Source organism: Flavobacterium sp. (assembly GCF_044349645.1).
Lineage (GTDB): Bacteria > Bacteroidota > Bacteroidia > Flavobacteriales > Flavobacteriaceae > Flavobacterium.
In genome coordinates, this window is sequence record NZ_JBIKQP010000018.1 from 16,969 (window position 1) to 43,438 (window position 26,470).

The window sequence follows — 26,470 nt, forward strand, 5'->3', positions numbered from 1 at the left end:
TCGTATCAAATATAACTCTTTTTAATAATATGCAAGAAAATCCACTTGTATCAATAATTTGCTTGGCATTCAATCACGAAAAATTTGTGGTTGAGACTTTGAATTCTGTAGTGGAACAAAATTACCAACCTATTGAGTTAATTATTGTGGATGATTGCAGTACTGACAATACAAAACTAGTAATAAATAATTGGCTTTTATCACATTCAGAGGTGCAATTTATTGCAAATGAAGTAAATAGAGGAAACACTAAATCATTTAATACTGCATTAAAATTTGCTAAAGGCGAATATATTATTGATTTAGCAGCAGATGATTTAATAGTGCAAAATGGAATACAATTACAAATTAATGCTTTTCAGAATAGTAAATATAAAAATCTAGGCGTTGTTTATGGAAATGCTGAAATAATTAATGAAGATGGGAGTTTTAATTCATATTATTTTCCTGTAGATGCAAATGGAAAAGTGATTTCAAAAAGGGTCACTGGAAATATTTATAGTTCTGTATTATCAACAGGAGATAGCATTTGTTCTGTTTCTGCATTAATCAAAAAAAGTGTGTTTGACTTTTTGGAGGGATACGATGAAACATTAGATTACGAAGATTTGGATTCTTGGATTAGGGCTTCAAGAGAGTATGAATTTGACTTTATCGATGACGTTTTAGTTAAAAAAAGAACGGTAACCAACTCATTAGGATCCAATTTCTATAAGAAAAAACACAGAATCAATTTATCTACTTATAAAATTCTAAAAAAGGCTTTAAAATTAAACCGTTCAAAAATAGAAGATTTGTCACTTCAAAAAAGAGTTCATCATGAAATTATTCATTCCTTTAAATATAGAAATTTAAATTTATTGATTAAGAATTTAGGACTACGAATAACAATTTCATGGAGAAAAAAATTCAAGAATTATCCTAATTAATGGAGATTTTTCGAATTAACTTATTTAATGGCTTTTCAATAAATAGATATAATAGGATTGAAATTAAATTTAAAGCTATAAATACAATCCAATAATTTGTACTGATTTTATTCAAAATGGTGGCAAAAATTCCCATATGAATTAGATAGAAAACATATGAACTTTTACCCAATAATTGTAGTATTTTGGTGCTAAATAAATTAGATATTAAAGTCTTTTCTTCAATTAACCCAAGAAATAAAGGTGCAATTCCAATAACCGGTAACACTAAAGTATTGATTACTTTTCCTAAAAATGAATCTACTCCAAATCCGCCCTCAACCTTTAGTGAAACCAAGGCACAAACACTCAAAATAATTCCTAATAATCCAAAGTAGGTAATGCCCTTAAAACTAGTTTGATGTTTTCGAACAATTAGTGCTAATCCCATTCCAATAAAGAATTCACAAATTCTACCAAAGAAAGTGTAATCCAACATAAAATTAATTGATTTCATGAATCCATTGCAGTCAATTTCACTAAAATAGGAAACTAATAATAGTCCCAAACCAATAAAAAACAGAGGGATTATTACTAGGAAAAACCTGCTTTTATTTATAAAAATAAAAAATAAAGGAGCTGTGAAATAGAAAACTTCTTCAACGGTTAAAGACCAACCCTGGGCGATTCCTGTGAATTTAAGATCGTCCGAAAATCCTTTTAAGAATGAAATGTTATAAAAATAATTATGTAAATCATTCCAACTATATTGGGAATATACCAATGCAAAAAACAGAAATGTAAGTGTGGTTAGTATAAAATACATTGGATAAATCCTAGCTATTCGTTTAATAAGATAATTTTTAAAACAAAAATTTGGTTCGTCAAAATATCGGTTGCAAATCAAAAATCCACTTAAAACAAAGAAAATCGTAACACCGATATGAAATTCGCTAAAAAAATCGTGAATGTATTTTCCAAAAAATTCAATAGAAAAAGGATTGTAATGGTGAATAAATACCATAAAAGCAGCCAAAGCTCGAATACCTGTTAGTGCTGGAAAATTAACCTTATTCATGGTGTTTGAATTTTCTTTTTATCTTTCTAATGTAAGAAAAAATGTCAACTCGTTTATTTAATTCTCTATAAGAATATAAAATTGAAAAAACTAAAATTAATCCTAGAGGATAGTAAGCATAAGGATAATCAATCGTGAAAGTGATTGTACTAGCTGAAATACCAATAAAAAAACAAACCAATATTACTCGAAATGTATCTTTACGAATCGAAAAATCATACTTGCTTTTTAAAATCGGAATTATATAAAATGCATACAATATAAATTGGATCAAACTAGCAATTCCAATTCCTACTAAACCTAAAAAATGATAGAAAAATAGGGTTGAAACTAATAAAACTATATCACTAATAATTTCTTGTTTGAAATACAATTTGTTATCGCCTTTGGCTAAAATTACAAAGGCTAAAGGCCAAATTACTGATTTTAAAATAATCGCAAATAACGCTGCTTTAAAAATAGATAAAACTCCTAAAAAGTGATTTGAATAAAGCAATTCTACAATAATTGGACCACTAAAGTACATGAAAATTATTGCTGGAGTTACCAATAATAAACCCATTTCAATTTGATCGTTTACTAACTCTTTAACTTTGGAATTGTCACTTTGGATTTGGGTAATTCTAGGATAAAAATCGGCTCCCATAGCATTGAAAATGAGCCCGACGTACGATATTAAAATTACGGAACTCACTTCAAACAACCCCAATATTTCAGCACTTGAACCATTGCCATTCAAATACAATTTAATCAAATAACTACATATTTGACCAAAAATAACATTAATAGATAATAGAAAACCCATTTTCATTAGTGGTTTTCCTTTATGAAATGTATCGACTACAGAAAGTGAGATTTTATCTATTTTAATATTTCTGGTAAAATAGAAGTTTACTAATAAATTGATAAAACTAGATACTAAAATTACAGCAATAATCCCATCAAATTTGAAAAAGTAATAGATAGGAACTGTTATTAAAGTGATTAAAACCGAAGATAAAACATTTGAAATTGCAATCGATTTTATCATTCGAAGGCCTTGCAATAAAGCAATTCGACTGGTTGATAAATTTGAAAAAACAAAATTTACTGACAAAATTACAAACCAAAAATAATAATCTGTGTTACCAAAAGTCAATTTGCTAAGCAATTTTGAAAAACAAATAGTTACCAAAGCGCCAATAATACTGGTGATTATCGACCATCTTTGCAATACTATAAACCGTTGTGAGAATTTATATTGGTCGTTTTCAGCATTTGCCAAACTTACTTCACGAACTCCAGTAATATTAATTCCAAAGTTTGTAAATGAACTAATTATTGCAACTGTATTATTTAATAAACCTACTATTCCTATTCCAAATGGCCCTAAGAAAATTGCTACAAACTTAGACCCTACAATGCTTACCAACATTTTCATTGCTTGTGCAAATCCAAATATTCCAGTAGCATTTAGGATCGTTTTGTGTGAATTTTCTTTATTGTTAATTTCCATTTATTCAATATTACATCCAAAAGATTGGTATTGATTTTTAAATTCGGCAACCCATTTTTTCCATTCAGTGTTAGACGCTGAATAATTATTTGCAGCAACTAATAACTCCTCTATCTTGACATAATTCATATCGTTTGGATAATTTTCCATAGAATCAAAAACTTGGTTAAACCATGCTTCATTTATTATTCTGTTTAAAATAAACATATCAAAATTCACGTTGTCATATATTTTACTTTGATTACTTGCGGAAGAAAGAAAACCTGTTTTCATTAATTCAGTTTTCGTAAAACCAAAATATTGTGGTTTTTTCTTTCTATTTATATATTCAACAGCCTTGCTCAATTGAAGTAGTTCATCAACACTATTATTATGATTTTTCCATAACTTTAAAAAATACTTTTTCTTAAATATAGCCCCTGAAGTTGCATAAATAGTATAATACTCTAAAAATCTCTCTAAACTATAAATATTTAGAAAAGTCAATATTTTTCTAATTTTAAAGCGATGCAATCTAAAAATAAGATTAAATAAAAAAGGATTTGTAGTATATAAATTTGGCGTAAATATTGAATACTCATCATTAGAACTTTCTCTGTTCTTAGGGAGTAAATTGGAGTTTCCAAGCCAACATAATTTCAACATTTTAATTTTATCAGATTCTAAATTCAATCTGATTTTTTTTAAATTTATGGGTTTTGTAAACCAAAAATCATCTTCTATAAGTAAAAAATAATTTGATGCCTTTTCAGCAGCATTAATCCATAAATCTATCGGAATTTTTGGATTTACATTTGAATCTCCATTTGCAATAGCTTTCGATTTCTCTGAATATAAATCTGATTTAAGAATTTTAATTTCAGGGTGTTTTTCAACTAATTTGTCAAGGTATTTTTGCGGAGTTCCGTCATCTAAAACTATGATATTAAAATCATTATCATGAACATTTAAATAAATACTTTGAATGCATCTATCCAGATAATAAGGACGATTAAATGATTTTATTAATATGTCCATGAATTCAATTTTTGAATCACATAATCAACTTCTTCGGCTGTCATCACAGGACTTATAGGCAAACTCAAAACTTCATCGTGAATTTTTTCTGTAATTGGTAATTGCAAATTATTCCAATTTTGAAATGCCTTTTGACGATGAGGAGCAACAGGATAATGAATTAGAGTTTCAATTCCATTTTGCTTCAAATAATCTTGTAATTCAAACCTTTTTAGTGTTCGAATTACAAATAAATGAAACACATGATTATCAGAAAAATCCCAAAAAGGAAGCGTAATTTTATCATTATTGATTTCAAGCAAATAACGTTTCGCAATATTTTTACGAATTTGGTTTTCATTATCTAAGTTGGGTAATTTTATATTTAAAAATGCCGCTTGAAGCTCATCTAAACGGGAATTAACTCCTATAAAATCATTGTAATATTTCACTTGAGATCCATAATTTCTAATTGAAAATAATATTTCAGCCAAATCATCTTCATTAGTTATAACGGCACCACCATCCCCTAAAGCGCCCAGATTTTTTCCTGGATAAAAGCTAAAAGATTGAGTATTATTTGATTTAATATTATTTGAAATCGCTCCATGTGACTGAGCAGAATCTTCAACTACAATCAAATTGTTTTTTTTAGCAATCTCATTTATTACATCTAATTCCGCCAATTGACCGTAAAGGTTTACCACTAAAATAGATCGTGTTTTAATTGTGATTTTATCTGTAATTAAATTAGGATTTATGTTATAAGTTTCTAATTTTGGTTCTACCAAAACCGGAACTAAATCAGCTTGAATTATTGATAAAATTGTTGCGATGTAAGTATTTGCAGGGACAATAACTTCGTCCCCTTTTTGCATTTTTCCTAACTGAATATAAGCTTTATAAATTAATGTAAGAGCATCAAAACCATTTCCAACACCAATACAATATTTCGATTGACAATAGTTTGCAAAATTTCTCTCGAAAAGTTTCACTTCTTCACCTAGAATATACCAACCGCTATCTAAAACACTTTTCAATTTGTTTTGAAAAGCATTCTCGTAAGGCTGATTAATTTTATTTAAGTCAAGAAATTTTATCATATCAAAATGGTGTCAAGTAATTCATAATTTGAAGTTTCTACTTCGTAGAAATTCTGAACCAATGTATGTGCCCCGAAACTTTCCTTCCAAAAATTGATGTTTTTTACAATATTCAAACCATCATTTTCATGTGAAGGTCCAAAATCAAAATAAGTTCTTCCTTTAGAAACTTCATTTATTAAATAGTCATACAAATAATCAATACTACCAAGTAAATTATTACTTTCAGTACCAGAAATATATTGAGGTTTTACTACATTTTTAGTAATAAAAAGGGTTGTTCCGCAAACAATATTATTATTATAATAAACATTAAAATGCTTAATGTTATCTGGGAATTTAGCTTTTAAGGAAACTATTTCATCTAAAGAATGTACCGGTTTTGAGTTGTATTTTTCTTTTAAGTTTGGAATTAAAATAGTATTCCAAAAAGAATCTAAATTGTCTTCTTCTTTAATTTCTAAATTTAATTTTTTTCCTCTATTTATACATTCCCTTCTTGATTTAGAAATCTTAAAATTTGATTTTAAATTAATCACCGAAACAGCGTGTTTCATCGATGTAATCCCTTTACAAATAGAAACTAAATAATCAATCTCGTCAGATAAAGTATCACAATAAATAGATGGTATTTTTTTAATGTTTAGAGAAGAAATACCATTATTGTTTAAATACTGTAAAATCGTTTTAAAAATAAAAACTACATTGTACAATTTAGAATTTAGAGGCAAAACTAACCCCCCGTAAGTTAATCCTTGATGAGAGAAAACAGTTGCCCCTACTCTATTTGAAGGTAAAACAGCAACTAATTTATCTTGATCATAAATCAATAACGAAAAATCTTCAAATCGATCAGAATGGTATTCCATAAAATCTCTATTGAATAGAAAAGTAGCGTTCTTGGCGGTGCTAATAAACGCATTCCATTCATCAAAATACTTCGATTCGTACCTCTTTACTATGTAATTTTTCAAATTCAAATTTTAAACATTGGAAAATTAATCATTTAATTTAATTCGATCATTATTTTATTAAAATAAATTAGTATTTTTAATCAATTATTAAAAATAATGAAACGACTGATTCAAAACGCCCTTATTACGAGTTTATTACTTATAACAAGTACCTTTTTTGGTCAGGACGTATCATTATTCCAACAATTTAATGGGAAATATGATTTTGTTTTTATTGGAAATACTTTAAATCCGATAGAAAATTCATTTCAAACATCCGTTTCTGTTCTAACTTCTTCATCGGCACAATTGTCATTAAATCCAAATGACCAAATTGAAAAAGCTTACCTATATTGGGCTGGTTGTGGGCCAGGAGATTTTGATGTTAAATTAAATGGTCAAGCAATTCAGCCTGATCGAACTTTTATAATTCAAAGAGCGGTATCAAACCTTATTTTTGACTATTTCAGTGCATTTAAAGATGTTACTGGTCAAGTTCAATCAACAGGAAATGGAAATTATACTTTGTCTGATCTTGATGTTTCACCTTATATCGATTTTCATTCTCAGAGAAGTACCAATTTTGCTGGTTGGGCAATTATTGTAGTCTATAAAAATCCAAGTTTGTCTTTAAATCAATTGAATGTTTATGACGGAATGCAAGCCGTTCCTGACGAAATTAACATTACCTTAAATAGTTTAAATGTAATTGATAATAATGATGCTAAAATAGGTTTCCTAGCTTGGGAAGGAGATTCAGGAATTGCAGTAAATGAAACATTAAGAATTAATGGTGCTCCAATAGGAAATCCTCCATTAAATCCTGTGAATAACGCCTTTAATGGTACAAATAGTTTGACAAATTCTAATGTTTTATACAATATGGATTTGGATGTTTATCCAATTCAAAATAACATATCAATTGGAGATACTACAGCTCAAATTCAACTAACATCAAGTCAAGATTTTGTGATGATTAATGCAATTGTTACCAAATTAAATAGTCAACTTCCAGATGCCATAATTGAAATAAGTAATGTCGAGAAACAATGTGATTCAAGATCTATTTTGGTAAATTACAAGGTGATGAATCCAAATTCAACTGCTATTTTACCTTCGAATACACCCATATCAATTTATGCAAATGATAATTATATTAGAACTATTTACACCCAAACAAATATTCCTATTGACGGTAATGAAACGGGGCAAGTTACTGTGGTAATTCCAAATTCAATTCCAAATAATTTCAATTTAATGATGATGGTTGATGATCTTGGTTCGGCAGTTGGAATTGTAGCTGAAATAAACGAATACAATAACAAATTTGTCATGCCAGTTGTGCTTTCTGTAGCGCCATTATTTAATATTGTACCCAATTTAGAATCTTGTAATCTAGGGAATTCAAGGGGTTTATTTAACTTTTCAGATTATGAAACTTTAGTAAAAGTCAATTCATCAGATACAGTTAGTTTTTTTGAATCATTGTCAAACGCTCAAAATAACGTGAATCCTATTCTTAATTCCTTAAACTACATCGCAATAAATACACCCAAAACAATTTTTATTCGAATAGAAAATGGTGGGTGTTACAGTATTACTTCATTTTTATTAACAACAAAAAACTGCCCACCCACCGTTTATAATTTTGTTTCACCTGATAACGATGGCTTTAATGAAACCTTTCATATTGAAGGATTAAAAGATATCTTTTTGAATCACAAAATATCAATTTATAATCGTTGGGGAAAATTAGTTTGGACAGGGAACAATAATTCAAATGAATGGGACGGATTTGCTAATAACGGCCTTTTGATTGATGACAATCAAGTTCCATCGGGAACCTATTATTATGTAATTGAATTAAACGATCCAAATTATACCGAACCATTAACTGGATATTTATATTTGACAAAATAGTTTTCAATTAATAAATTACCTCACTTTCTCTGATTATATTTGCAATAAATAAATTTAATTTTCCATTTTGAAACTAATTACATCTGCTCAAAATCCGTTTATAAAATCACTTGTACTTCTTCAGGAAAAAGCGAAAGCTAGAAAACAAACTGGCACCTTTTTAATTGAAGGAAAAAGGGAAATTTCATTAGCTATTAAAGGCGGTTATAAAATTGATACTTTATTGTTTTACCCGGAATTAATATCTGAAAAGGAAATAAATGAATTAGTAAAACAATCAAATAATGCAATTGAAATCAACAAAGACGTTTTCGAAAAATTAGCTTATCGCGAAAGCACTGAAGGTGTTATTGCTGTTGCAAATAGTAAGAGTTTTAGTTTGGCTGATTTAAAACTAAATGAAAATCCTCTGCTATTAATTGCAGAAGCACCCGAAAAACCCGGAAATATAGGAGCATTATTGAGAACTGCCGATGCTGCAAATCTTGACGCTGTAATTATAGCAAATCCAAATGGAGATTTATATAACCCAAATATTATCCGTTCAAGTGTGGGTTGTTTGTTTACGAATCAAATTGCTACTGGAACTACCACTGAAATTATCACCTATTTAAAAGAAAAAAATATAAATTTTTATTGCGCCACCTTACAAAATTCTACTTCCTATCATACTCAAGATTATACAACTCCTTCAGCATTGGTTGTTGGAACTGAAGCTACAGGATTATCACAAGAATGGCGTGATGCAGCTACTCAAAATATTATTATTCCAATGCAAGGTGAAATTGATTCAATGAATGTTTCTGTTGCGGCTGCGATTTTAATATTTGAAGCAAAAAGACAACGAGGATTTTAATATTTTTTTAATAAAATAGCATTTGCACAACTAATAACTTATTCATAATTTTAAAGATTGAATAAAATAGCTATGACAGAAATCGAAATAGAGAAAGAAAACAAGGCTATTGCCCAAGAATACAAAGAACTTCTCCGAATAAGTTATCAAAAATTATCTGCTGAAGATAAAAAATTAATCAGAAAAGCCTTTGATGTTGCAGTTGATGCCCATCAAGAACAAAGAAGGAAATCTGGTGAAGCTTACATTTTCCATCCCATTGCTGTTGCAAAAATTGTAGCTTCGCAAATAGGTTTAGGTCCCACATCAATTGCTGCTGCTTTGCTTCACGATGTAGTTGAAGATTCTGAAATCACAGTGGAAGATATTGAAAAAATGTTTAATCCTAAAGTTGCTCAATTAGTCGATGGATTAACCAAAATTTCTAAAATTCAGAAAGATTTAAATTCTTCCATGCAAGCAGAAAATTTTAGGAAAATGATCCTTACATTGAATGATGATGTTCGAGTTATTTTAATAAAATTGGCTGATCGACTTCATAATATGCAAACTATGGATTCGATGGTGGATTACAAACAAACAAAAATTGCCTCCGAAACATTATATATTTATGCACCACTCGCCCATCGTTTAGGGCTTTATAATATCAAAACCCAATTAGAAGATTTAGGATTAAAATATACAGAGCCCGCTGTTTACAAGAATATTGTTGACAAAATTAAAGAAACCAAAGAAGAGCAAGACGAATACATCAAGAATATTTCTGAAGTAATTAAAAAATCTTTAGATGAAGAAGGCGTTGATTACATAATTAAAGGACGACCAAAATCTATATATTCTATTCGTAGAAAAATGAAGGCTCAAAATGTGAGTTACGAAGAAGTTTATGACAAATTTGCATTAAGAATTGTTTACAAATCAAATGCCCACGACGAGAAATTTTTAGCTTGGAAGATCTATTCAATTGTTACCGATCACTATCGACCAAGCCCTAGCAGGTTGCGTGATTGGATTTCTTCTCCTAAATCTACTGGATACGAAGCCCTACACATTACCGTAATGGGGCCAATGGGACGATGGGTTGAAATTCAAGTTCGAAGTGAACGAATGGACGAAATTGCTGAAAAAGGGTATGCAGCCCATTATAAATACAAACAAGGGGCAACGGAAGAAAGTGGTTTGGATATTTGGTTGAACCAATTGAAAGAAGCATTGGAAAACCAAGAAAAAAATGCAGTTGATTTTGTTGAAGATTTTAAAATGAATCTTTATTCCAAAGAAATATTTGTATTTACACCTTCTGGAGAAATAAAATCCCTTCCAAAAGGAGCTACAACATTGGATTTTGCGTTCAGTATTCACTCTGCAATTGGAGTTCGCACCCGTGGAACAAAGGTAAATGGAAAGTTGGTGCCACTCAATTACGAATTAAAAAGTGGTGATCAAATTGAGGTTATCACATCTGATAATCAAAAACCTACACCACACTGGCTAAATTATGTTACTACTTCAAGAGCAAGAACCAAAATCAAGAACGTATTAAATGAAAATACTAAGAAAATTGCTGAAGAAGGAAAAGAGCTTTTAACACGAAAATTACGCCATTTAAAAGTTACCTTAAATGAAAAAACTGTAAACGAACTTGTTGTTTTCTTCAAACTCAAAACAAGTTTGGATTTATTTTATAGAGTTGGAAATGGAACCATAGAAAACCAAAAATTAAAGGAATTTGCGGCATTAAAAAGCAATTCTTTTATTAATTTCTTCAAGAATAAAATCAAAAGATCTCCCTCGGCTAATATTGAACAAATTTCTAAAGATGAAATTATTTCCAATCTTGATTTATTAGTATTTGGTCCTGAACAAGACAAACTAGAATACAAATTATCAACTTGCTGTAATCCGATTGTAGGTGATGATGTTTTTGGTTTTTTAACTATAAATGAAGGAATTAAAGTCCACAAAAAAGATTGTCCGAATTCTCTAAGCATGCAATCAAATTATGCTTATAGAGTCATAAAAGCAATGTGGATCGATTCATCACAACAAGAGTTTAAAGCCGTTTTATTTATAACCGGAATGGACTTTTTAGGACTTACCAACGAACTCACCAAAGTGATCTCAAGCAATATGAATATTAACATTCAAAGTATTTCACTTACAACTGAAGCCGGATTGTTTAACGGAAAGGTAGCTGTTATTGTTAAAAACAATACTATTCTAGAAAAAATGATGGCGAAAATCCGCAAAATAGAAGGGATTGACAAGGTAACTCGAGTATATAAAAATTAAAGTTTTTAACAATCAAGTGGAATCATTTTATTATTAAAATAATAATTTATCTTTGCAGAATATGACACTAATTTCAGTAGATAATAGTAAGAATCAAGAAATTGTAAAAAATGTTTTTACGGTATATCTTGAAAATAAGGGACACAGGAAAACACCTGAACGCTACGCTATTCTTCAAGAAATTTATGACAGTGTAGATCATTTTGATGTTGAACATCTTTATTTGAAGATGAAAAACAAAAATTATCGTGTGAGTCGTGCAACACTTTACAATACTATTGAACTTTTATTGGATTGCGGTTTGGTTAGAAAACACCAATTTGGACAAAATCAAGCGCATTATGAAAAGTCCTATTTCGATAAGCAACACGACCATTTAATTATGACAGATTCTGGAGAAGTAATTGAATTTTGCGATCCTAGAATTCAAATGATTAAAAAAACCATTGAAGAAATATTTGACATAGAAGTGCACAATCACTCTTTGTATTTATACGGAACAAAAAAATCAAATAATGAAATCAAGTGATTATTTCAAAAAAACATTTGTTTTTGTATTTGTCTTTTCTTTAGCCTATCGAATTGTATTGCAATTATTTGATGGCTTTGACTCATATAGTTTAAAATTCTTTTTAAAAACTCTGTTTGTTAGTTCATTAACTGCACTAATTTTAGGAATATTAAGTTACTTTTTAAAAATAGAATTCATTAAAAAAAAAACAAAAAAAACAACAATAAATAGCAACACACAAACAACAGCATAATGACCGTAGATTTATTATTAGGATTACAATGGGGAGATGAAGGTAAAGGAAAAATTGTAGACGTACTTACGTCAAAATATGATATAATTGCCCGTTTTCAGGGTGGGCCGAATGCAGGTCATACTTTAGAATTTGATGGAATAAAACACGTTTTGAGAACTATTCCTTCTGGGATTTTCCACAAAAATTCCATAAATATTATCGGAAATGGTGTGGTAATTGATCCTGTTGTTTTCCAAAAAGAAATCGAAGGATTAGAGCGTTTTAATTTAGATATTAAAAACAAATTAATCATTTCAAGAAAAGCACATTTAATTTTACCAACCCACCGTTTACTCGATGCAGCTTCGGAAGCCTCAAAAGGGAAAGCTAAAATTGGTTCTACTTTGAAAGGTATTGGTCCAACTTATATGGATAAAACTGGTAGAAATGGATTACGTGTTGGAGATATTGAATTAGAAGATTTTAAAGAACGATACAGAGCATTAGCTGACAAGCATGAAGCTATGATTAAATTTTATGATGTTGCGATTCAATACAATCTTGCGGAACTTGAAGTTGAATTTTTCGAAGCTATTGAAGACTTAAAAAAATTGACTTTCATTGATAGTGAAGAATATTTGCACCAAGCTCAAAAAGAAGGAAAATCAATACTTTGTGAAGGTGCACAAGGTTCTTTATTGGACGTTGATTTTGGAACTTATCCATTTGTGACTTCGTCAAATACTACTGCTGCCGGAGCTTGTACTGGTTTAGGAATTGCACCAAATAAAATCAAAGAAGTTTACGGGATATTTAAAGCTTACACAACACGTGTTGGAAGCGGTCCCTTCCCTACTGAAGATTTTGAAGAAGATGGAGCTACAATGGCAAGAGTTGGTAACGAATTTGGTTCTGTTACAGGAAGACAAAGACGATGCGGATGGTTGGATTTAGTAGCTTTAAAATATGCTATCCAAGTTAATGGGGTAACCCAATTAATGATGATGAAAGGAGATGTTTTATCTGGATTTGAAACCTTAAAAGTATGCACAGAGTACAATTACAAAGGTCAAAATATTGCACATTTACCTTATAATATCGAACCTGAAAATGTAACGCCAATATACAAAGAATTTAAAGGTTGGAAAGCAGATTTAACAGGAATGACCACTTATGATCAGTTACCGATAGAATTGAAAAACTATATTGACTTCATCGAAAAAGAAGTTGAAGTTCCAATTAAAATAGTTTCTGTTGGTCCCGATCGTAAACAAACAATCATAAAATAATAAAAGAAACGCTTTGAGAAATCAAGGCGTTTTATGTTTAATGCAAATTAATATGAAAGAAACCAATTTATTCAAGTCCTTTTTTGAAAGTGAAAAAGCGGGTGGATTGGTATTACTATTTGCAACTCTAATTTCTTTGTTTTTAGCCAATTCTATTTTCCAAATCGAATACCTTAAAATATGGAATTATGAAATTGGGAATCACAGTCTCGTAGAATGGATAAACGATGGGTTAATGACCATTTTCTTTCTTTTGATTGGATTAGAATTGGAGCGTGAAGTATATATCGGGGAACTTTCGTCGCTAAAAAAAGCTTCATTACCTTTAATTGGAGCTATTGGAGGAATGCTAATTCCCGCTTTGATTTATGCTGGATTTAATTATGGAACAACCACACAATCTGGTGTTGGAATTCCAATGGCTACAGACATCGCTTTTGCAATTGGAATCCTATCGCTATTAGGAAATCGAGTACCAATGTCTTTAAAAGTATTCCTTACCGCCTTAGCAGTTATAGATGATTTAGGAGCAATAATTGTGATTGCAATATTCTATACTTCAAGTATTTCTTTATTGAATTTAGGGATTGCTTTATTGATTTTAGGAGTTTTATTTATTCTAAACCGACTTAAAGTAAACAATCTAATTCCTTATTTAATTGGTGGAATACTGATGTGGTATTATATGCTGAATTCAGGAGTTCACGCTACAATTACCGGCGTTTTATTAGCTTTTGTAATTCCTTTTGGAGATGGAAGTAAGAAAAATATATCTTATAAATTACAACACATTTTACACCAACCAGTCGCATTTATCATCTTGCCTTTATTTGCTTTAGCAAATACTTGTATTGTATTAAATTCAAATTGGTATGAAGGTTTGAGTCATACAAATAGTATCGGGATAATTCTAGGATTAGTTATAGGAAAACCCATTGGTATTTGGCTATTTTCCTATTTAGGCGTACTTCTTGGAATTGGAATTTTGCCAAAAAGTTTAAAATGGAATTCCATATTCGGAGCGGCTATTTTGGGCGGAATTGGGTTTACTATGTCTATTTTTATAAGTCTCTTGGCATTCGAAAACAATGAAGATATCATCAACTCTAAAATTGCAATATTAATCGCTTCATCAATTGCAGCAATTAGTGGATATATTTTTTTAAAAATCAAACTAAAAAGGGATTAATAAAATTCATTTAAATCAATTAATAAATATATCTTAATTTGCAGCAGCATTGCTTCCTTTTTCTTAAATTTGACAAAAATTAAACCTTTGAAAAAGTACTTATTTCTTATAAATAGCTGCATCATCCTTTTCAGTTTGCAAACGATAATGGCTCAGACGCCAAAGAAAATTATCATTGAACATTCCGATTTTGCAGATATCAATCAAATAGAAATTCCTGATGCTGCATTATTAACTGGTAACGTGCGTGTGAATCATGACGGCGCGATATTAACCTGTAATAAAGCTTATTGGTTTCAAAAAGAAAATTACATCAAAGCCTTTGGAAACGTACAAATTATTCAAGGAGACTCGTTAACAATGACCAGCAAATATGCCGAGTACAATGGCAATATTAAACAAGCATATGCAACCGGCGATGTGGTTTTGAGATCACCAGATATGTCGTTAGTAACAGATACTTTGAACTTTAATAGAAACAGTCAAGAAGCCTATTATACTACTGGAGGAGTAATTAACAACAAAGGAAATTCGTTGAAAAGTAAATCAGGAAAATACTATGTAGCCCAGAAAAAATACCAGTTTTTAACCGCTGTTGTAATAAAAACTCCTGAAAATATTATCAAATCAAATCACTTGGATTATTATACTAATTCGGGTCATTCCTATTTGTTAGGGCCATCAACAATTGATGGAAAAGACAACAAAATCTATACAGAAAACGGTTTTTACGATACCAAAAAAGACATTGCTCGATTGCAACGAAATTCCAAAATAGAATACAATAATCGTTTAATAGAAGGTGATAGCTTGTTTTATAATATGAAAAGAGGATTTGCATCAGCAACCAACAATGTAAAAATTACCGATACCGTAAATAAAATCATTGTAAAAGGACATTATGCTGAAATTTATAAGTTTAAAGACTCTGTTTATGTTACCAAAAGAGCCTTAGCGATTAGCTTAATTGAAAAAGATTCGATTTATATTCACGCTCAAAAATTAATGATTACAGGTAAAGAAAACAACAGAATAATTCGTGGTTTCAAAGATGCAAAGTTCTATAAAATAAATTTAAGCGGTAAGTGCGATTCCATTCATTCCGATCAGAAAAAAGCACTTACAAAACTCATTGGAAGACCAATTCTATGGAATTTTGAAAACCAAATGACGGGCGATATAATGCATCTAATTGGCAATAATGACACCGAAAAATTAGACTCTCTCAAAGTGTTAAGCAACGCGTTTATAGTCTCTAAAGACACCATTGGAACAGGTTTTAATCAAGTTAAAGGTCAAAATTTATATGGGAAATTCAAAGACAAAACCCTTGATAACGTAGATATTATAAAAAATACTGAAGTCATTTATTACATGCGAAATGACAAACAAGAACTCATTGGAATTAATAAAAGTGTTTGCAGTAAAATAAATCTGAAATTGGATAAAAATAAAATCGATGATTTGACTCTTTTTGACAAACCAGATAGCGATATTTATCCTGAGAAAGAATTACCCGAAAATGCAAGAAAATTGAGAGGATTTATTTGGCGTGGTGACGAACGAATAAAATCAATTGACGATTTATTTACCAAAGAAGAAAACGAAATGAACGAAAAAATCGTGAAAGCAAGTAAAGCCTTAAAAGCCAAAGCGGATGTTCCGATGAAAGTCCGAAAAGAAACCTTAGAATACAAAGACAAATAAAAAAGTAAATTGAACAACGATTTCCTAAAATACCAAGCCCAAACGTCTCCTTACCCACTCGGGATGGAAGTTTCGCACGCCATTGGGTCTTATATATACGATACCAACAACAAAAAATACCTTGATTTTGTAGCTGGCGTTTCAGCTTGCACGCTCGGACATCAGCATCCACGAGTGAATAATGCAATTAAAAATCAATTGGATAAATATTCGCACGTAATGGTTTACGGAGAATATTCCCAAAGCCCAGCAGTAAAATATTGTAAATTATTAGCCGACCATCTTCCCTATCCATTAAAAAAAACCTACTTAGTAAATTCAGGAACCGAAGCTACCGAAGGCGCATTAAAATTGGCCCGACGCATTACTGGAAGAAGTCAATTGATTTCTTGCCACAATGCCTATCACGGAAATACAATGGGCTCGTTGAGTGTAATGGGATTTGAAGAACGCAAGCAAGTTTTCCGCCCATTAGTTCCCGATGTCGATTTTATAACCTTCAATAACGAAGACGATTTACAGAAAATAACCACAAAAACAGCTGGGATTATCTTAGAGACCATTCAGGGCGGCGCTGGATTTATTCAACCTTTCAATGGATTTTTAAAAAAAGTACGCGCCCGATGCACTGAAGTAGGTGCCATAATGATTCTCGACGAAATCCAACCCGGTTTTGGACGAACAGGAAAATTATTCGGATTTCAAAACTACTATGTCGTTCCCGATATTGTAATTATGGGAAAAGGAATGGGAAGCGGAATGCCCGTTGGTGGTTTCACAGCCTCTGAAGCACACATGGATTTATTGAGCAATAACCCTAAATTAGGCCACATAACCACCTTTGGGGGACACCCTGTAATTGCAGCAGCCTGCCTTGCCACTCTACAAGAATTAACTGAAAGCACCTTAATGTCGGATGCAATTCACAAAGAAAAATTATTCAGAAAACTCCTTATTCACCCATTAATAAAAGAAGTTCGAGGCGAAGGATTAATGTTAGCAGCCATGACCGAATCTCCAGATATTACGACCAAAGTAATCTTAAAATGCCAAGAAAAAGGTCTCATTTTATTCTGGTTATTATTTGAAGGTTGCGCCATCAGAATCACACCGCCATTAACCATTTCAGAAAGCGAAATTGAAGAAGGGTGTCAAATAATTCTTCAAGTCATGGACGAAATCTTAAAAGAAATCTAAGTTTTATTAGAAGCTATTCCTGCTATCATTCCAATCCTCAATATTGCTTCATCCTGAGCAATATTAAGGGATTTTCCCTTCTATCAGGGCTAAAAAATCACCTATAAATAAACTGTTTTTTGTTAATTAAATTGTTCACAAAAAAAAGTATTCAATTCCAAAATTAGAATTATATTCTTACCTTTATTAAAGGATAAATTAAACAAAATAAGCATGCATATAAGCGACGAAGAAGACGAGTACAAATTATCCTTATCAAAGTTTGAGTCGATGTTGAAAACCAACAAAGTGCTCTTTTTTGATTCCGAAGAATTTGAAGAAATTATCCTTCACTACCTTGATATGGGCAAGCCAGCTTTGGCTAAAAAAGCCCTGAAATTAGCTCTGGAACAACACCCAAGATCCACCGGATTAAAATTAGTACAAGTAGAAATGTTAGTTTTTGAAGACAAACTTGATCTTGCAGAAAAGTTGTTAAATGAATTGTATGCAATAGAACCTACCAACGAAGAAATCTATATTCAAAAAGCTAATATTTATTCGAAAAAAGACAACCACGAAAAAGCAGTTGAATTACTTCAAATTGCCCTAAAATATACTGATGATTATGCCGATGTTTACAATTTAATTGGAATGGAATACCTTTTCATGGACAAATTAGAATTGGCCAAAGAAAATTTTATCAAGTGTTTGGAAGAAGATACCGAAGACCAAGCCGCATTGTATAATGTGGTTTATTGCTTCGAATTTTTAGATAAAAACGATGAAGCAATTGAGTATTTGACTAAATACACCGATAAAAATCCATACAGTGAAATTGCATGGCATCAAATTGGAAGGTTGAATTACGGATTGAAAAAATACGAGGAGGCACTTCGAGCTTTCGAATATGCTACATTAATTGACGATGAATTTCTTGGTGCCTACATGGAAAAAGCAAAGGCTTATGAAAGACTGAAAATGTATGAAAAAGCAATTGAAAGTTACACTAGAACAATCGAATTAGACGAAGCAACATCTTATGCCTTACTTCGAATGGGTAAATGCTATGAAAAATTAGGTAAAAAAGCATTAGCAATTAAATATTTCAATAAAACAGTTCACGAAGATCCTTTATTAGACAAAGGTTGGATTGCCATTACTGATTTTTATGTTCGTCAAAAGAAATTTGAAAAAGCACTTTATTTTGTAAATAAAGCGTTGAATATTGATAACCAAAATCGTTTTTATTGGAAACGATTTGCAGCCATTAACAAGGAACTGAATTTATTTGAAGAAGCTGAATTTGGCTATAGAAAAGCGGTTGAATTTGGCGATTACCAATTGGATACTTGGTTGTTTTGGGTTGATATTCTTCAATATTTAGGTGAATTTGAAAGTGCAATTCATACTTTATTGCAAGCTTCAGAATATTTTCCTGAAGAATACGAAGTAGAATACCGATTAGCAGGATTGTATTTCATGATTCACGATGAATCCAAAGCAAAATTCCATTTAAGCAACGGGCTTCGATTGAGCTTCAGCAATAAAACCATCCTTGAGGAATTATTTCCTGTGGTTTGGACACGTAAAATGGTGCAAAACGCAATCAATAAATGTTCAAAATAATTATTGAATGGCAAAACACCAATTTGGATTAGTTGGGAAGAATATTAGTTATTCTTTTTCGAAAGGTTATTTTGGAGAAAAATTTGAAAAGCTAAATTTGGTAGACTATTCCTATGACAATTTAGACTTACAAAATATTGAAGAATTTTCAGAATTCATTAAACGAAATCCAACTATTTCTGGACTAAATGTTACCATTCCTTACAAAGAAGCAATTATTCCTTTTCTCGATGAATTATCGAAACGAGCAACTGAAATTGGGGCTGTAAATACAATTAAAATTACAAAATCTGGGAAATTAAAAGGGTTCAATACCGATTACCATGGATTTCAAAAATCATTAGAACCTTTATTAAATGTAAACCACAAAAAAGCACTTATTTTAGGAACTGGGGGCGCATCAAAAGCAGTAGCCTATGCGTTAAAACAAATAGGAATTCCTTATTTATTTGTTTCTAGAAAAGCTATTGTTAATTCTATTGGTTACAACCAAATTAATGAAAAAACATTTGAAGAATTTCAAATAATAATTAATTGTACACCAGTTGGGACTTTTCCAAATACAAATTCTTGTCCTGAAATCCCATATGAATATTTCACATCCATCCATATTGCCTTTGATCTAATCTACAATCCCGCAGAAACCTTATTTTTAAATAAAGCAAAGGAACAAGGAGCAATAATCAAAAATGGTTTGGAAATGTTGACTCTTCAAGCCGAAAAATCATGGGCTATTTGGGGATTATAAACTCTGAATTTAGAAATTAGCAAAATAATCAAACTTTTTTGAGAAAAAATCAGTTTAAATATCAAAAAATCTTTGAATTTTGATTGGTCTTTTGCTATCTTTCGTGCTTTAAAAAATATGAACCTTAAACATTTTAAAAATGTTAGAAGAAAAGAATGATAACCTGTCAGTTGAAACAAACGAGACAGATGGAAGTGTAGAAAACGGATCACAAGAAGTGATTCAAACAGAAGCTCACGAAGTTGAAGAAGTTACAACTGAGCCTATTGCATCTGAAGCAATTGAAGTTGCTGAAGAAGTGACTGAAACAAATGATGCAATAACAGCAATTGAAAATGAAAATGCAGCAGAAAATGAAGATGAAACGCTAAAAGAGCGTCATGAAATTCCGATGCTAGATTACGAATCATTGTCAATGGAAGAATTAATAGCCGAGTTAGAAAAACTTAGTTCTGTTGAAAAAATAATGTCGGTTAAGGACCATGTAGAAGAGATAAAAAATTCATTTTTACCAAAATATTACCATTTTATTGACGAAAAAAAAGAAGAATTTAATGCTGAAAACCCCGAATCGAAAGACGAATTCCATTATCATTTTCCATTAAAATCTAAATTTGATCAATTGTATTCTTCATATAGAGATAAAAAGAATGCTCATTTTAAGAATTTACAAAATAACTTAAAAAATAATCTTGAAGTTCGATTAGCCATAGTTGAAGAATTAAAAGAGCTAATTAAACCACAAGAAAACATAAAGGATACACTTAAACATTTCAACGAATTAAGAGAGCGTTGGAAAAATGCAGGTGCAATTCCAAAGGACAAATACAATCACGTTTGGAATAATTATCATTTCCATGTTGAGAATTTCTACGATTATTTACACTTGGATCGAGAAGCGCGCGACTTAGATTTCAAACACAATTTAGACCAAAAACTGAAAATAATCTCACGCGTTGAAGAATTAGTAGGCGAAGCTGATATTAACAAAGCATTTCGTGAATTACAAGATTTACACAAAATTTGGAAAGAAGATATAGGTCCAGTTTCGAGAGAAAATCGCGAGGAAATTTGGAATCGATTTAGCGAATTAACCAAACAAATGCACGATAAACGAGAACTTTTGTTTGAAGCGCAACGTGGAACTGAGAAAGAAAATTTAGAACGTAAAAAAGTAATTATTGCTCAAATTGAAGTGTTAGCTACAGAGAAAGTTAATGCTCATAGCCAATGGCAATCACAAATAGATAAAGTTGAAGCATTGAGAGCTGCATTTTTCGCGGCTGGTAAAGTACCGGCTGAAGTAAACGAAAGTACTTGGAATGAATTCAAAACCGCAGTTCGTAATTTCAATACCTTTAAAAATTCATTTTATAAGGATATTAAAAAAGAACAACAAGATAATTTGAATAAAAAAATGGAATTAGTTGCTAGAGCAAAAGCACTCCAAACAAGTGAGGATTTTACGACGACAACACCATTAATGAAGCAAATTCAAGAAGAATGGAAATTGATTGGACACGTTCCAAGAAAGTATTCAGATTCAATTTGGGCTGAGTTTAAAGCTGCTTGCAATCATTATTTTGAAGTATTAAAGGCACAGAAAAATGAAGCTAATTCTGAAGAAATGGAATCATTTGAGAAAAAGAAAGCATATTTAGAACAACTTAGAGAATTTCAATTAATTGGTGAACACAAAGCTGATTTAGATGCAATTAAATTGCATATTGAAAATTGGAAAGGTTTAGGGAAAGTTCCTTTTGCAAGACGACATATTGAAGGTAAATTCAATAAAATATTAGATGCTTTATTTGAAAAATTAAGCTTAAGTAAAAAAGAAACTGAAATGGCTAGATTTTCAAATAGAGTAGGAAATTTATCAGAATCTAATGATACTCGAAAAATTGAAAATGAAAAGATATTCATCATGCGCAAAATTGATGAAGTTCAAAATGAAATCTTCCAATTAGAAAATAATATTCAGTTTTTTACCAATACTAAAAATGCTAAGAAAGAAAATTCAATTGTATTAGAAGTTCGAAAAAATATTGAAATTCAGAAAGAAACGCTTGAAGTTTGGAAAGAAAAACTAAAGCAAATTAGAAGTATAAATGTAGAATAAACTGTACTACTTTAAACGTAAAAAACCTCGAATTGCGAGGTTTTTATGAAATAGTATCTTTATATTTTTTATATTATTTTAAAAAAAATCTCAATAATCTTGAACCAATTTTACGTTCTATTCCACCTCTGGTGGTAGGTATTCCAGTTTTTCTAGCAATCTTTTGCTTCATTTGTGTAATACCCAATAATCTGTTTAAAGAAAATGAAAAACCATACTTTTTCATAATTAATTTTTTATAGTATGTACCTTATTGAATTAGCCGCTCCTGGTTTTTTAACATGCTTAATTGATTTATTTAAATATAAATCAGAAATTTCTGATACTGCTATTTCTCCATTAAAACCCCACCGGTTATTGAATTTATTATTATTAGTGGTTACTGGATACCAATCCGAAATTTTATAAACAGCTATAATGATACCTTGATACTCAGCAAGAGCATATTTAACAACATTCCTTCTAGACTCCCCAACTCTCCAAGCTTGTTTTGTAGCTTCATAAATACTTGTATTTTTAGATTTTGCTTTTAAATAATTTTTATTGATATTTATGATAATAACCTCGTGAAACAATTTTTCAAGTTTGGGAGCATTATACAATCTGATAATTTCATCAGTAGTTTTAATTCCATAAAAATTGCTTTCATGCCCTAGTGCTTTATTCTTAAGTTTCTCATCAAAGAAATTTATAAAATCTATTAAAGTTGATTCTAACAAAAATGATACGCTTTCATTTAATCCATGTCTAATTATTATGTGTTTTATCTCTAAACCACTATTTATAATTGAAATAATTTCTTCAGCTTTCAAACTGATACTGTTGAAGTCTTTATTCTTGAGCACCTCTTCTTTGTGAGCAAATACCCTATTTTCTTTTCCTTTACCTATATAAAAAGGTTTATTATTAATTGGATTTATAAGAGCATAAACATAATACTTTAATTTATCGGCAGTAAGATTGTCAAACATAACTCCTATTTATTTTCTTTTTTTAGCTTCGGCTTTTCTTTTACGTTCGGCAGCTGCTCTTTCACGTTCTCTTTTTTTTGCCTCTGCGACTCTTTTACGCTCAGTTGAAGCTCTTTCTCGTTCTCTTTTTTTAACTTCTGATGCTCTTTTTCTTTCAGCCGAGGCACGTTCCCGTTCTCTTTTTTTATTTTCAGCTGTTCTTTTTCTTTCTGCAGCTGCACGTTCCCTTTCTCTTTTTTTTGCTTCAGCAATTCTCTTTCGTTCTTCTGGAGTACTCATAATCTTTAATTTTATTTTTAAATTGAAATTATTTAATCAAAATTTATTTTTTGAATTAAATAACTTTATGCACAAAAATTTTAAAATCATAGTTGTTTTAAAAAAATTATAACCTAGAAGCGTTCCCTATGGTTAAACCATTATCAACTAAATTTTTAGCTGTTTTATCCTTTATTTGAACTTTAATACCAAATTTTTGATCAAATAAATCTTCAACTTGACCCACTTTCATGCTTGCTTTTATTTTTAATTCTTCTTTTGAATTTGAATTAACGTCTTTAGTAGTTTTTTTGTTTAATGCTGAAAGAGTTAATGTATCTTCGGCAATCATATTTCCTTTATAAAAAACCAACGAGAGATCAAAAGCCTCTTTAAAATCTTTTGAAATTGTTTTTAATTTTTTATTTGGCGCAACGCTAAATTCCGCGTTTTTAAATCGATCTTTAATATTGTTTAATAGTCCCATTTTTGTTGTTTTTAAATTTATTATTAAGAAATAAGACACTACACACTGCCTAATTATTTTACTTTTAATGATTTGAACTTAAATTATTATTAATTAAATAAAATAAGCCTAATAATATTAACAAAATTAAAATGATAATCCACCAATAGTTAATTTTCTTTTCAGAATTTTGAATACCATTTAAGAAGCTAGGATTGATTACTTTAATATCATAACTTCCTTTATTAAAGGCCATTTTCTTCTCAACTTTTGTAACTCGGACACCGTATTGAGCAACATGATCAATTAGATTTTGTAAATCATTTTCACCAGTTTCAGTATCATTAGATTCCCAAGATTTAGATACTAAAATTTCTATTCCATCAGAAGTGAAAAATGTTTCTCCAGGCTCCACAAAATGAGAAGCGCTTATATCCAGACCTTCTGCTTCAGATTGTTTTCTGATTTCACCCGATTGAACTACCCCGTATAAACGATTGGTATATGGTTTAAAAAGTGATTTATAATTTTTAGGTGCTGCTGGATTTATTGAATCTGGAAGCATCAATTTTAACTCTGAAAAAGTGATTTTTGGATATAAAGTAAAAATTGCATCAACAACTCCTAAAGCGGTTCTATTCATAGCTTTTCCTGAAACTTCAATTACGCCTTTTTTTAATTCTGAAATTTGGCTTTGTGTTAGATTGTCAAATGTTTTTATTTTGGTGTTCATAATTATAATTTAATAGTTAAATTTTATTTTTGAAAAATTATTAATAATTCAATTCCACGCTCCTTTTTGACAACCTGCAGCTTCTTTTTCTCTGTTTAATTCTGTTAATGTTTTTTCGTCTCCAGATCCAGATGTGTAAAATCGAGATCCCTTAGAATCAGTATAACATATTTGTACATACAACCCGAAAATTTCGTTGAACTCCTGTTCAATTGTTTTTACTTTTTTTCTTCCTGAAAATGAAATCGTTCCACTTCCTGTTTTTTCTCTTACTTCAGTTAGAGTTTTTTCTGAATCTAAAGAATAAATTGTTTCCCCTTTTTTTGCTTTTGCCGCCATTGAAGAAGAATGAATATGAATACTTAAATATGGAAAATGCTCATTAAATTCTTTTTTTAGTGTTTTTAGTTTTTTTGATCCTGTTGTAGTTACTTCTCTTGCCATATTATTCAAGTTTAAAAAAGAGGGTAAAATCATAATTACCCTCCTCTATATTAATTTATTACAATTTACCAGCTTGAGTTAATGTCATTTCGTTACCCGCTAATTTTGAATTGTCAGCGTTAGCAATTTGTACTTTAATTCCGAATGTTTCTTTAAAATACTTTTCAACATTCTCTACTCTACTTCTAGCGCCAAGCTCTAAATTACCGCCAGGATTATCTGTCTTTGATAATTCACTAATTTTCATTTTATCATCCGCAAATTTAATTCCATTGTAAATTCTAATGTTACAACTAAATTCTTTTGAAAATTGAGATTTAATACTCTGTACAGAACTTGCTTTTGTTACTTTAATTGTTGCCATATTTTTATAGATTTTTATTTATTGCCTACTCCTTTTTAAAGTAGTTTTTCAGCTTATTTCTACTATTATAAAATATACTAAAATGATCTAGCTATTAATTAAAAAAGCAATTTTCATTAATCTCTAAGCTTTGTGAAATTAATTTACATAAACCAATTGATTTACTATCAATTTTTCAAATATATTAATATAAAAAGATTATTTTAGCCCATAATTAGCCCATTATATATGAACAGTAATACACACAACCAATTAAGAATAGAAATTCAAAAAAAGTTTGGTAGCACTATAAAAAAACAATCAGATTTAAAATTGCTGTTACTTTCTATAGAAAATTGCACTCAAAAGTATATTGGTTTTAATACTATAAGACGTTTTTTTGGTTTCTTAAATTATACAAATCCTAATTTAAATACCTTAAATATTCTTAGTCAATATTTGGGGTTTTCTAACTATAGTTCATATCAAAAAAAGAAGATAAGTGAGGATGAATGGTTCATTTGGAATCAAATTATAAAAATCGAATTAAGTGAAATTATTTCTGAAGAGGATATTATTTGGCTACAAACTCAGTTAAGAACCTATGAATATCATCTTAAAATTGCTTCTATTTTTAAAACATTAATATATCGAAAAAAATACGATAGTTTAAATGCATTTATAGATCCAAGGATTTTCGATTTTGAGGAGTCGGATAGATTAAAAATAGCTTCTAACATATGTTTATTATTTCGGAGTTTAGATTATAATACTGTTAATGAAGTAGTTATAAAATTATCGCCAAATAACACTTTTAGAGAAAATATTTTGCATTGGTTTATAGATTACTCTTATCTAAATGGTTATTATGGAAGTATAATTCAAGAGGTTAAAAAATATGCTTTACCAGAAAGTCATGAATTACTTTATTATGATTTAATATTGAATTTAAATAATTTCTTGTCTTGTAAAAAAAAAATTGAACTAATAAGTTTAGATAGAATTAAACCCAATTTTTATATCGTTTTAAAAGGTAGATGTTATGGCT

The 26,470-nt window shown here is 30.1% G+C and carries 26 protein-coding genes; 14 read left to right on the forward strand and 12 right to left on the reverse strand.

Going from position 1 to position 26,470, the window contains the following annotated elements; genetic code table 11:
* Window positions 1-29 precede the first annotated feature (29 nt).
* Window positions 30-929: a glycosyltransferase family 2 protein gene (locus tag AC9UFV_RS05275; RefSeq protein WP_509573557.1), complete on the forward strand. Its 900-nt coding sequence runs from the start codon at window positions 30-32 to the stop codon at window positions 927-929.
* Here AC9UFV_RS05275 and AC9UFV_RS05280 read toward each other — a convergent pair.
* From AC9UFV_RS05280 to AC9UFV_RS05300, 5 genes are read right to left on the reverse strand one after another with little or no spacing between them, the layout of a single operon-like run.
* Entirely contained in the window at window positions 922-1,986 is a 1,065-nt protein-coding gene (locus AC9UFV_RS05280; RefSeq protein WP_509573560.1) for an acyltransferase family protein, read from the reverse strand. The two genes, AC9UFV_RS05275 and AC9UFV_RS05280, sit on opposite strands and share 8 nt — an antisense overlap.
* Window positions 1,979-3,481, reverse strand: coding sequence for an oligosaccharide flippase family protein (locus tag AC9UFV_RS05285; protein ID WP_509573562.1), 1,503 nt, complete (start codon window positions 3,479-3,481; stop codon window positions 1,979-1,981). The genes AC9UFV_RS05280 and AC9UFV_RS05285 overlap by 8 nt, the downstream gene beginning before the upstream one ends.
* Entirely contained in the window at window positions 3,482-4,498 is a 1,017-nt protein-coding gene (locus tag AC9UFV_RS05290) for a glycosyltransferase family A protein (RefSeq protein WP_509573564.1), read from the reverse strand.
* Window positions 4,486-5,580 carry a DegT/DnrJ/EryC1/StrS family aminotransferase gene (locus AC9UFV_RS05295; protein ID WP_509573566.1) on the reverse strand — a complete coding sequence of 365 codons (1,095 nt, stop codon included), beginning with the start codon at window positions 5,578-5,580 and terminating at the stop codon, window positions 4,486-4,488. The genes AC9UFV_RS05290 and AC9UFV_RS05295 overlap by 13 nt, the downstream gene beginning before the upstream one ends.
* Window positions 5,577-6,554 (reverse strand): GNAT family N-acetyltransferase, encoded by a 978-nt coding sequence (locus AC9UFV_RS05300; RefSeq protein ID WP_509573568.1) that lies wholly within the window; start codon window positions 6,552-6,554, stop codon window positions 5,577-5,579. The genes AC9UFV_RS05295 and AC9UFV_RS05300 overlap by 4 nt, the downstream gene beginning before the upstream one ends.
* Window positions 6,555-6,650: 96 nt before the next feature.
* Here AC9UFV_RS05300 and AC9UFV_RS05305 point away from each other — a divergent pair, with 96 nt between their 5' ends.
* From AC9UFV_RS05305 to AC9UFV_RS05360, 12 genes are all read left to right on the forward strand, one after another.
* Window positions 6,651-8,453, forward strand: coding sequence for a T9SS type B sorting domain-containing protein (locus AC9UFV_RS05305; RefSeq protein WP_509573570.1), 1,803 nt, complete (start codon window positions 6,651-6,653; stop codon window positions 8,451-8,453).
* A gap of 67 nt (window positions 8,454-8,520) precedes the next feature.
* Window positions 8,521-9,309, forward strand: coding sequence for a TrmH family RNA methyltransferase (locus tag AC9UFV_RS05310; RefSeq protein ID WP_509573572.1), 789 nt, complete (start codon window positions 8,521-8,523; stop codon window positions 9,307-9,309).
* A gap of 72 nt (window positions 9,310-9,381) precedes the next feature.
* A complete protein-coding gene (locus AC9UFV_RS05315; protein WP_509573574.1) occupies window positions 9,382-11,601 on the forward strand; it encodes a RelA/SpoT family protein in 2,220 nt (739 codons plus the stop codon).
* Window positions 11,602-11,662: 61 nt separating this feature from the next.
* Window positions 11,663-12,130 (forward strand): Fur family transcriptional regulator, encoded by a 468-nt coding sequence (locus AC9UFV_RS05320; RefSeq protein WP_509573576.1) that lies wholly within the window; start codon window positions 11,663-11,665, stop codon window positions 12,128-12,130.
* A complete protein-coding gene (locus AC9UFV_RS05325; RefSeq protein ID WP_509573578.1) occupies window positions 12,117-12,365 on the forward strand; it encodes a hypothetical protein in 249 nt (82 codons plus the stop codon). Before AC9UFV_RS05320 ends, AC9UFV_RS05325 begins: the two co-directional genes overlap by 14 nt.
* Entirely contained in the window at window positions 12,365-13,636 is a 1,272-nt protein-coding gene (locus AC9UFV_RS05330; protein WP_509573580.1) for an adenylosuccinate synthase, read from the forward strand. The genes AC9UFV_RS05325 and AC9UFV_RS05330 overlap by 1 nt, the downstream gene beginning before the upstream one ends.
* Before the next feature lie 52 nt (window positions 13,637-13,688).
* Window positions 13,689-14,825: a Na+/H+ antiporter NhaA gene (nhaA, locus tag AC9UFV_RS05335; RefSeq protein ID WP_509573611.1), complete on the forward strand. Its 1,137-nt coding sequence runs from the start codon at window positions 13,689-13,691 to the stop codon at window positions 14,823-14,825.
* A gap of 87 nt (window positions 14,826-14,912) precedes the next feature.
* Window positions 14,913-16,532 carry an OstA-like protein gene (locus AC9UFV_RS05340; RefSeq protein ID WP_509573582.1) on the forward strand — a complete coding sequence of 540 codons (1,620 nt, stop codon included), beginning with the start codon at window positions 14,913-14,915 and terminating at the stop codon, window positions 16,530-16,532.
* Between the two features lie 9 nt (window positions 16,533-16,541).
* Window positions 16,542-17,729, forward strand: coding sequence for an aspartate aminotransferase family protein (locus AC9UFV_RS05345; RefSeq protein WP_509573584.1), 1,188 nt, complete (start codon window positions 16,542-16,544; stop codon window positions 17,727-17,729).
* Between the two features lie 213 nt (window positions 17,730-17,942).
* Entirely contained in the window at window positions 17,943-19,337 is a 1,395-nt protein-coding gene (locus tag AC9UFV_RS05350; RefSeq protein ID WP_509573586.1) for a tetratricopeptide repeat protein, read from the forward strand.
* Window positions 19,338-19,344: 7 nt separating this feature from the next.
* Window positions 19,345-20,085, forward strand: coding sequence for a shikimate dehydrogenase family protein (locus AC9UFV_RS05355; protein ID WP_509573588.1), 741 nt, complete (start codon window positions 19,345-19,347; stop codon window positions 20,083-20,085).
* A 139-nt stretch (window positions 20,086-20,224) separates the two neighbouring features.
* Window positions 20,225-22,207 (forward strand): DUF349 domain-containing protein, encoded by a 1,983-nt coding sequence (locus tag AC9UFV_RS05360; protein ID WP_509573591.1) that lies wholly within the window; start codon window positions 20,225-20,227, stop codon window positions 22,205-22,207.
* 73 nt (window positions 22,208-22,280) lie between these two features.
* Here the strand turns inward: AC9UFV_RS05360 and AC9UFV_RS05365 are convergent, their stop codons facing one another.
* The 7 genes from AC9UFV_RS05365 to AC9UFV_RS05395 all read right to left on the reverse strand — a co-directional run bounded on the left by AC9UFV_RS05365 (window position 22,281) and on the right by AC9UFV_RS05395 (window position 25,443).
* Window positions 22,281-22,433, reverse strand: a complete 153-nt coding sequence (locus tag AC9UFV_RS05365) for a hypothetical protein (protein WP_509573594.1) — start codon at window positions 22,431-22,433, stop codon at window positions 22,281-22,283.
* A gap of 10 nt (window positions 22,434-22,443) precedes the next feature.
* Window positions 22,444-23,178 (reverse strand): LEM-3-like GIY-YIG domain-containing protein, encoded by a 735-nt coding sequence (locus tag AC9UFV_RS05370; RefSeq protein ID WP_509573596.1) that lies wholly within the window; start codon window positions 23,176-23,178, stop codon window positions 22,444-22,446.
* A 9-nt stretch (window positions 23,179-23,187) separates the two neighbouring features.
* Window positions 23,188-23,457 carry a hypothetical protein gene (locus AC9UFV_RS05375; RefSeq protein ID WP_509573598.1) on the reverse strand — a complete coding sequence of 90 codons (270 nt, stop codon included), beginning with the start codon at window positions 23,455-23,457 and terminating at the stop codon, window positions 23,188-23,190.
* 106 nt (window positions 23,458-23,563) lie between these two features.
* Window positions 23,564-23,923, reverse strand: a complete 360-nt coding sequence (locus AC9UFV_RS05380) for a hypothetical protein (protein ID WP_509573600.1) — start codon at window positions 23,921-23,923, stop codon at window positions 23,564-23,566.
* A 64-nt stretch (window positions 23,924-23,987) separates the two neighbouring features.
* Entirely contained in the window at window positions 23,988-24,635 is a 648-nt protein-coding gene (locus tag AC9UFV_RS05385) for a hypothetical protein (RefSeq protein ID WP_509573602.1), read from the reverse strand.
* Between the two features lie 48 nt (window positions 24,636-24,683).
* A complete protein-coding gene (locus AC9UFV_RS05390) occupies window positions 24,684-25,079 on the reverse strand; it encodes a hypothetical protein (protein ID WP_509573604.1) in 396 nt (131 codons plus the stop codon).
* 58 nt (window positions 25,080-25,137) lie between these two features.
* Window positions 25,138-25,443 (reverse strand): hypothetical protein, encoded by a 306-nt coding sequence (locus tag AC9UFV_RS05395; protein WP_509573607.1) that lies wholly within the window; start codon window positions 25,441-25,443, stop codon window positions 25,138-25,140.
* 228 nt (window positions 25,444-25,671) lie between these two features.
* On the opposite strand from AC9UFV_RS05395, the gene AC9UFV_RS05400 reads away from it, so the two are divergent.
* Window positions 25,672-26,470: hypothetical protein (locus AC9UFV_RS05400; protein WP_509573610.1), on the forward strand; the 799-nt coding region annotated here is incomplete at its 3' end.